General features: G+C 59.7%; 7 protein-coding genes. 6 read left to right on the top strand and 1 reads right to left on the bottom strand.

What is annotated here, in order from left to right; genetic code table 11:
• Positions 1-188: 188 nt before the first annotated feature.
• Complete coding sequence (locus M2400_RS33240; RefSeq protein ID WP_010166446.1) at positions 189-902, bottom strand: UTRA domain-containing protein; 714 nt, start codon at positions 900-902, stop codon at positions 189-191.
• A 351-nt stretch (positions 903-1,253) separates the two neighbouring features.
• Here M2400_RS33240 and M2400_RS33235 point away from each other — a divergent pair, with 351 nt between their 5' ends.
• From M2400_RS33235 to M2400_RS33210, 6 genes are all read left to right on the top strand, one after another.
• Positions 1,254-2,321 carry an ABC transporter substrate-binding protein gene (locus tag M2400_RS33235; RefSeq protein ID WP_003219752.1) on the top strand — a complete coding sequence of 356 codons (1,068 nt, stop codon included), beginning with the start codon at positions 1,254-1,256 and terminating at the stop codon, positions 2,319-2,321.
• Between the two features lie 164 nt (positions 2,322-2,485).
• A complete protein-coding gene (locus M2400_RS33230; RefSeq protein ID WP_177047839.1) occupies positions 2,486-3,292 on the top strand; it encodes an alkaline phosphatase family protein in 807 nt (268 codons plus the stop codon).
• Entirely contained in the window at positions 3,289-4,134 is an 846-nt protein-coding gene (locus M2400_RS33225) for an ABC transporter permease subunit (RefSeq protein WP_003219748.1), read from the top strand. The genes M2400_RS33230 and M2400_RS33225 overlap by 4 nt, the downstream gene beginning before the upstream one ends.
• The gene (locus tag M2400_RS33220; RefSeq protein ID WP_003219747.1) at positions 4,121-4,921 is read left to right on the top strand and encodes an ABC transporter permease; all 801 of its coding nucleotides are present in this window, start codon (positions 4,121-4,123) and stop codon (positions 4,919-4,921) included. Before M2400_RS33225 ends, M2400_RS33220 begins: the two co-directional genes overlap by 14 nt.
• Complete coding sequence (locus M2400_RS33215) at positions 4,918-5,907, top strand: ABC transporter ATP-binding protein (protein ID WP_003219745.1); 990 nt, start codon at positions 4,918-4,920, stop codon at positions 5,905-5,907. Before M2400_RS33220 ends, M2400_RS33215 begins: the two co-directional genes overlap by 4 nt.
• 29 nt (positions 5,908-5,936) lie before the next feature.
• The gene (locus M2400_RS33210; protein WP_177047838.1) at positions 5,937-6,590 is read left to right on the top strand and encodes an HAD family phosphatase; all 654 of its coding nucleotides are present in this window, start codon (positions 5,937-5,939) and stop codon (positions 6,588-6,590) included.
• Positions 6,591-6,708: the final 118 nt, after the last annotated feature.

Below are 6,708 nucleotides of genomic sequence, written 5' to 3'. Positions count from 1 at the left end.
GTCCCAGGGCATGATGGATTTCCGGCGAAATTGGCTCGCCGAAAAGTGTCCACCATGTCCCCGTACACCCGTCAACCATGTGTCCGGTCCGTACAGGGCGTTTGCCAAAAGTGACCCGCTGTAAGAGCGGAACCATAAGCAGCCGTTACCGCAGCAACGGATATGTACACGGTCAAACCGTAAAAGCGTCAAACCACATCCACCCCAACATGAATCGCATCATGCCGCCAAAACTCCAGATCACAATCAATCAACCGCTCATGCTGATCGTAGTTAACCCGAGCAATCCGCAACCCCGGGCTCCCCACCGACACCCGTAAAGCCGCCGCCGCCTCCACCTGCAACGACGTGGGCACAATCTCAAACCGCACCCGCCCGTAATGCAAGTCATACACCCGCGCATACAACTCCGTAATCGACTGATTCAAATCACACTCCAGAATCCCCGGAAAATACTGCGGGTTCAGATAGTGCTCCACATACAACACCAACCGCCCATCAATCCTGCGCCCCCGGCAGATCTGGATCACACTGGACAACGCCGGCAACTGCAACCACGCACACACCGCCGCCGAAGCCGGCTGCAACCGCGCCGAAATCACCTCGGTGGACGGCACCCGCCCCTGCGCACTCACCATCGCGTGAAAATGACTACGCTGCATCAGGTTGTAGGCAAGCCTGGGCGGCGACACAAACCACCCGCGCCGCTCCTCACGATAAATCTGCCCTTGGGCCTCAAGTTGTAACAAGGCTTCCCGCACCGTGATCCGGGTGGTACCAAACAACTCGCTGAGCTTGCGCTCGGCCGGCAGCTTACTGGCAGGCGCCAACAACCCATGGTCGATCTGCTCTTGCAGCGCCAGGCCAATGGTTGTCACCGCTTTGGTTGCCTCATCACGCATCAACGTTACCTATCTGGACTAGACCAGCACTATTCAGGTGCACAAAACGCCCTCTAAACGCGCCTCTGCTATTGCGTGCAAGCCTAGGCATTGCACATGACCGACAGATGACAGCGCCCCGCGACGTCCTGCCACAAGACCTGCAATACATCGGCCAAGTCCAAGGCTTCCGGGGAGTTGGGCATGGTCTACGCTTACCCGGCGATCCCCCGTCCAGGCCAACAAAAAACGACATCGACATGAAACTGTCATCCGCCACGCCTAAATTGGCTCGTGTATTGCTGACCTAGACCAACACCACCGCAAACGTCGATAAAAACGCAGCGTTGAAAACGCCCAAAGGAGCTTCGGATGAAACAGCTTTTCCTGGCATCACTGTTAGGCTCGACCATTGCCATGTGCACCGCCGCCATGGCTGCTGATACCGATTTGAAAACCCTTGAAGCCGCCGCGAAAGCGGAAGGCGCCGTCAACAGCGTCGGCATGCCCGATGACTGGGCCAACTGGAAAGGCACCTGGGACGACCTGGCCAAGACCTACGGCCTCAAGCACATCGACACCGACATGAGCTCGGCCCAGGAAGTGGCCAAGTTTGCGGCGGAAAAAGACAACGCCAGCGCCGACATCGGCGACGTCGGTGCCGCCTTCGGCCCGATCGCGGTCAAACAGGGCGTGACCCAGCCGTACAAACCGACCACCTGGGCACAAGTCCCGGATTGGGCGAAAGACAAAGACGGTAACTGGGCACTGGCCTACACCGGCACCATCGCGTTTATCGTCAACAAAAAGCTGCTGCACGGCTCCGAAGCCCCGAAAAGCTGGGCTGACCTGAAGACCGGCAAGTACAAGGTCTCCATCGGTGACGTGAGCACCGCCGCCCAGGCTGCCAACGGTGTACTCGCCGCAGCACTGGCCAACGGTGGCGACGAGAAGAACATCCAGCCTGCGCTGCTGATGTTCGCCGACATCGCCAAGCAAGGCCGCCTGTCGCTGGCCAACCCAACCATCGCCACCATGGAAAAAGGCGAAGTGGAAGTGGGCGTGGTCTGGGACTTCAACGGCCTGAGCTACAAAGCCAAGATGGCCAACCCGGATGACTACGTGGTGCTGATCCCGTCGGACGGCTCGGTGATTTCCGGCTACACCACCATCATCAACAAATACGCCAAGCACCCGAACGCCGCCAAGCTGACCCGCGAATACATCTTCAGCGACGCCGGCCAGACCAACCTGGCGCGCGGCAATGCGCGGCCGATTCGTGCCGAACACCTGACCTTGCCAGCTGACGTGCAGGCCAAACTGCTGCCTAACGAACAGTACAAGAAAGTAACGCCGATCAAAGATGCCGACGCTTGGGAGAAGACCTCCAAGGCACTGCCGCAGAAGTGGCAGGAAGAAGTCATCATCAATATGCAGTAAGAACGCGGCCAGTGTAGGAGCTGGCTTGCCTGCGATAGCGGTATGACATTCAGCATTGTTGTCGACTGACACACCGCTATCGCAGGCAAGCCAGCTCCCACACTTGAGCCGTGTTCCAACCGAAAAACCGAGTCAAGCCTATTTGTTGCGGAGCCCCAGCCCCTATGAAGCACAACGTCATCCTTGTCGTGCTCGACGGCCTGAATTACGAGGTTGCCCGACACGCCATGGGGCACTTGCAGGCCTATGTCGGCGCAGGACGCGCAGCACTCTACAAACTGGAATGTGAACTGCCGGCCCTGTCCCGGCCCCTGTACGAATGCATCCTCACCGGCGTCCCGCCGATTCAGAGCGGCATCGTCCACAACAACGTCTCGCGCCTGTCCAACCAGCGCAGCATTTTCCATTACGCCACCGACGCCGGTTTATCCACAGCGGCGGCGGCTTATCACTGGGTCAGCGAGTTGTATAACCGCAGCCCTTTCATCGCCGCCCGTGACCGTCATACCAATGACCCGGCGCTGGCGATCCAGCACGGGCATTTCTACTGGAGTGACCATTACCCGGACTCACACCTGTTTGCCGACGCCGAAAGCCTGCGCCTCAAACACGCGCCGAATTTCCTGGTGGTGCACCCGATGAACATCGACGATGCCGGCCACAAGCACGGCCTCGACACCCCGCAATACCGCAACAGCGCACGTTCGGCCGACATCATCCTTGCTGACTACCTGCAAGGCTGGCTCGACGCCGGCTATCAGGTGCTGGTGACCGCCGACCACGGCATGAACAACGACCGCTCCCACAACGGCCTGCTGCCGGAAGAACGGGAAGTGCCGCTGTTTGTGCTGGGCAACGCTTTCAGCCTCGATGCCCACGCCACGCCCAAACAAACCGAGCTGTGCGGCACCGTCTGCGAGCTGCTGGGTGTGCCCCACGACAAACCTGTATGCCGGGAGCTGTTGAAGTGAATTCCGTGATCCGCGGCAAATGGCTGGCTGCCTTGTGCCTGGTGCCTTTCGCCATTTTTTTTATCGTGTTCGAGATCGCTCCGCTGGTGTGGGTGATGATCAGCAGCGTTCAGTCGGAAGAGTTCGGCTGGGGCCTGGCCAACTTCAGCAAGATCTTCAGTTCGAAGTTCTATATGCAGGCGATCCAGTACAGCCTGGAGATCAGTTTCTACTCCAGCGTGTTCGGGATCATCATCGCCGTGCTGGGCAGTTACTCGCTGCGCCGGGTTGACGGCCCGCTACGCAACTTCGTGACCGCCTTCGCCAACATGACCAGCAACTTTGCCGGCGTGCCCCTGGCCTTCGCCTTCATCATCCTGCTGGGGTTCAACGGCAGCATTACCATCATGCTCAAGCAGGCCGGGATCATTCAGGACTTCAACCTGTACTCCAAGACCGGGTTGATCATCCTTTATACCTACTTCCAGATTCCCCTTGGCGTGCTGCTGCTCTACCCGGCGTTTGACGCGCTGCGCGAAGACTGGCGCGAGTCGGCTTCATTGCTCGGCGCGGATGGCTGGCAGTACTGGCGGCATATCGGCTTGCCGGTGCTGACCCCGGCGCTGCTGGGCACGTTCGTGATCCTGCTGGCCAACGCCCTCGGCGCCTACGCCACGGTGTACGCGCTGACCACCGGCAACTTCAACGTGCTGCCGATCCGCATCGCGGCGATGGTCTCCGGCGATATTTCCCTGGACCCGAACATGGCCAGCGCCCTGGCCGTGGTACTGGTGGCGCTGATGACCGTGGTGACCGTGGTCCATCAACTGCTGCTCAAGAGGAGCTACCATGTCTCGCGCTGAACCTGGCTCGGCCGCCCTCTACCACCGGGTAGTGGTGTACCTGTTGTTTGCGATCCTGGTACTGCCTTTGCTCGGCACCCTGGTCTACTCCATCGCCAGCAGTTGGTCGGCGACCATCCTGCCTTCCGGCTTTACCTTCAAGTGGTACATCCAGCTGTGGAGTGACCCGCGCTTCCTGAATGCCTTTGGCCAGTCATTGCTGGTGTGCGTGGGTGCGTTGATTTTGTCGGTGGTGCTGATCCTGCCGCTGCTGTTTGTGGTGCATTACCACTTCCCCAAACTCGATGCGCTGATGAACATCCTGATCCTGCTGCCCTTCGCGGTGCCGCCGGTGGTGTCGTCGGTGGGGCTGTTGCAGCTCTACGGGTCGGGGCCGTTTGCGATGGTGGGTACGCCGTGGATCCTGATCGGTTGCTACTTCACCGTGGCGTTGCCATTCATGTACCGGGCGATCACCAACAACCTGCAAGCGATCAACCTGCGGGACCTGATGGACGCTGCCCAACTGCTCGGCGCCAGCACCTTCCAGGCCGCATTCCTGGTGGTGCTGCCCAACCTGCGCAAGGGCCTGATGGTGGCGTTGCTGCTGTCGTTCTCGTTCCTGTTCGGCGAGTTCGTGTTCGCCAACATCCTGGTGGGCACCCGCTACGAGACCCTGCAGGTGTACCTCAACAATATGCGTAACAGCAGCGGCCACTTCACCAGTGCCCTGGTGATCTCCTATTTCTTCTTTGTGCTGGTGCTGACCTGGGCCGCCAACATCTTGAACAAGGACAAAAGCCAATGAGCTTCGTCAGCGTCCAACACCTGCAAAAAGGCTACGCCGGCACGCCGGTCTTCAGCGACATCAACTGCGAAATCGCCAAGGGTGAATTCGTCACCCTGCTCGGCCCGTCCGGCTGCGGCAAGTCCACCCTGCTGCGCTGCATCGCCGGCCTGACCTCGGTAGACAGCGGGAAAATCCTGCTGGATGGCCAGGACATCGTCCCGCTCAGCCCGCAGAAACGGCATATCGGCATGGTGTTCCAGAGCTACGCGCTGTTCCCCAACATGACCGTGGAACAGAACGTCGCCTTCGGCCTGCGCATGCAGAAGGTCAATGCCGACGACAGCCACAAGCGCGTACAGGAAGTGCTGCAACTGGTGGAGTTGAAAGAACTTGCCGGGCGTTACCCGCACCAGATGTCCGGCGGCCAGTGCCAGCGCGTGGCCCTCGCCCGCTCCCTGGTCACCCGCCCGCGCCTGCTGTTGCTGGATGAGCCTTTGTCGGCCCTCGATGCACGGATTCGCAAACACCTGCGCGAACAGATTCGCCAGATCCAGCGTGAGCTGGGCTTGACCACCATCTTCGTGACCCATGACCAGGAAGAAGCCCTGACCATGTCCGATCGGATCTTCCTGATGAACCAGGGCAAGATCGTGCAGAGCGGCGATGCCGAGACCCTCTACACCGCGCCGGTGGATGTGTTCGCCGCAGGCTTCATTGGCAACTACAACCTGCTGGACGCCGACAAGGCCAGCAAACTGTTGCAGCGCCCGATCACCGGGCGCATCGCCATTCGCCCGGAAGCCATCGAGCTCAGCCGCAGCGGCGAGCTGGATGCGTTGGTGCGCAGCCACAGCCTGCTGGGCAACGTGATTCGCTACCGCATCGAAGCGCGCGGGGTGGAATTGGTTGTGGATGTGCTTAATCGCTCGGCGGACGATCTGCACCCGGATGGCCAGCGATTGGCACTTTCCATCGACCCAAGTGCGTTGTGTGAAGTAGCCTGACGCACGATTTATTTGAGAGAGCGTGACAGATGGCTTTGGTAATTTTTGATCTGGACGACACCCTGATCCACGGCGACTGCGCCACCCTGTGGAGCGAGCAGATGGGCCGCCTGGGCTGGGTGGATGGCGAGTCGTTCATGCGCAGGAACGACGAACTGATGGCGGCCTATAGCCGTGGGGAGCTGGCCATGGAAGACTTCATGGACTTCAGCCTGGAGCCGATGATCGGCCGCACGCCGGAAGAGATCGAGCACCTTGTCGAGCCTTGGGTGGAAGACGTTATCGAGCCGCTGATCTACAGCGAAGCCACCCGCACCATTGCACAGCACCGCAAGAATGGTGACCGGATTTTGGTGATCTCGGCGTCGGGCACGCACCTGGTCAAGCCGATTGCGGCGCGTATCGGCATTGATGAAGTGCTGGGGATCGAGCTGGACGTCGCCCATGGGGTGTACAGCGGCAAGACCACCGGTGTATTGACGTACCGCGAAGGCAAGATCACTCGCCTGATGGAATGGCTGGAGCAGGAAGGTGAGCACCTTGAAGGCGCGTACTTCTACTCGGATTCGCGCAATGATTTGCCACTGTTGCTGAAGGTTGCGAACCCGCAGGTGGTGAACCCGGACCCGGTGTTGCGGGCGCATGCTGAGAAGGCTGGGTGGCCGATTCATCATTGGGTCTGACGTTTCGCGCGGTTTTGAGGTGAGTACATATCCGTTATTTAGGTAACGGCGGCTTATGGTTTCGCTCTTACAGCGAGTCACTTTGCAAAAGCGGCAAAGTAACCAAAACGCTCTGCCC

This window comes from Pseudomonas sp. BIGb0558 (assembly GCF_024807515.1).
GTDB lineage: Bacteria > Pseudomonadota > Gammaproteobacteria > Pseudomonadales > Pseudomonadaceae > Aquipseudomonas > Aquipseudomonas yamanorum_A.
Note: the sequence above shows the minus strand (reverse complement) of the source record. Positions and strands in the feature narration are given on the sequence as shown.

Bases quoted from the DNA above. Each gene is read 5' to 3' on its own strand.
- M2400_RS33240 (WP_010166446.1), bottom strand. From the start codon at position 902: ATGCGTGATGAGGCAACCAAAGCGGTGACAACCATTGGCCTGGCGCTG.
- M2400_RS33235 (WP_003219752.1), top strand. From the start codon at position 1,254: ATGAAACAGCTTTTCCTGGCATCACTGTTAGGCTCGACCATTGCCATG.
- M2400_RS33230 (WP_177047839.1), top strand. From the start codon at position 2,486: ATGAAGCACAACGTCATCCTTGTCGTGCTCGACGGCCTGAATTACGAG.
- M2400_RS33220 (WP_003219747.1), top strand. From the start codon at position 4,121: ATGTCTCGCGCTGAACCTGGCTCGGCCGCCCTCTACCACCGGGTAGTG.
- M2400_RS33215 (WP_003219745.1), top strand. From the start codon at position 4,918: ATGAGCTTCGTCAGCGTCCAACACCTGCAAAAAGGCTACGCCGGCACG.
- M2400_RS33210 (WP_177047838.1), top strand. From the start codon at position 5,937: ATGGCTTTGGTAATTTTTGATCTGGACGACACCCTGATCCACGGCGAC.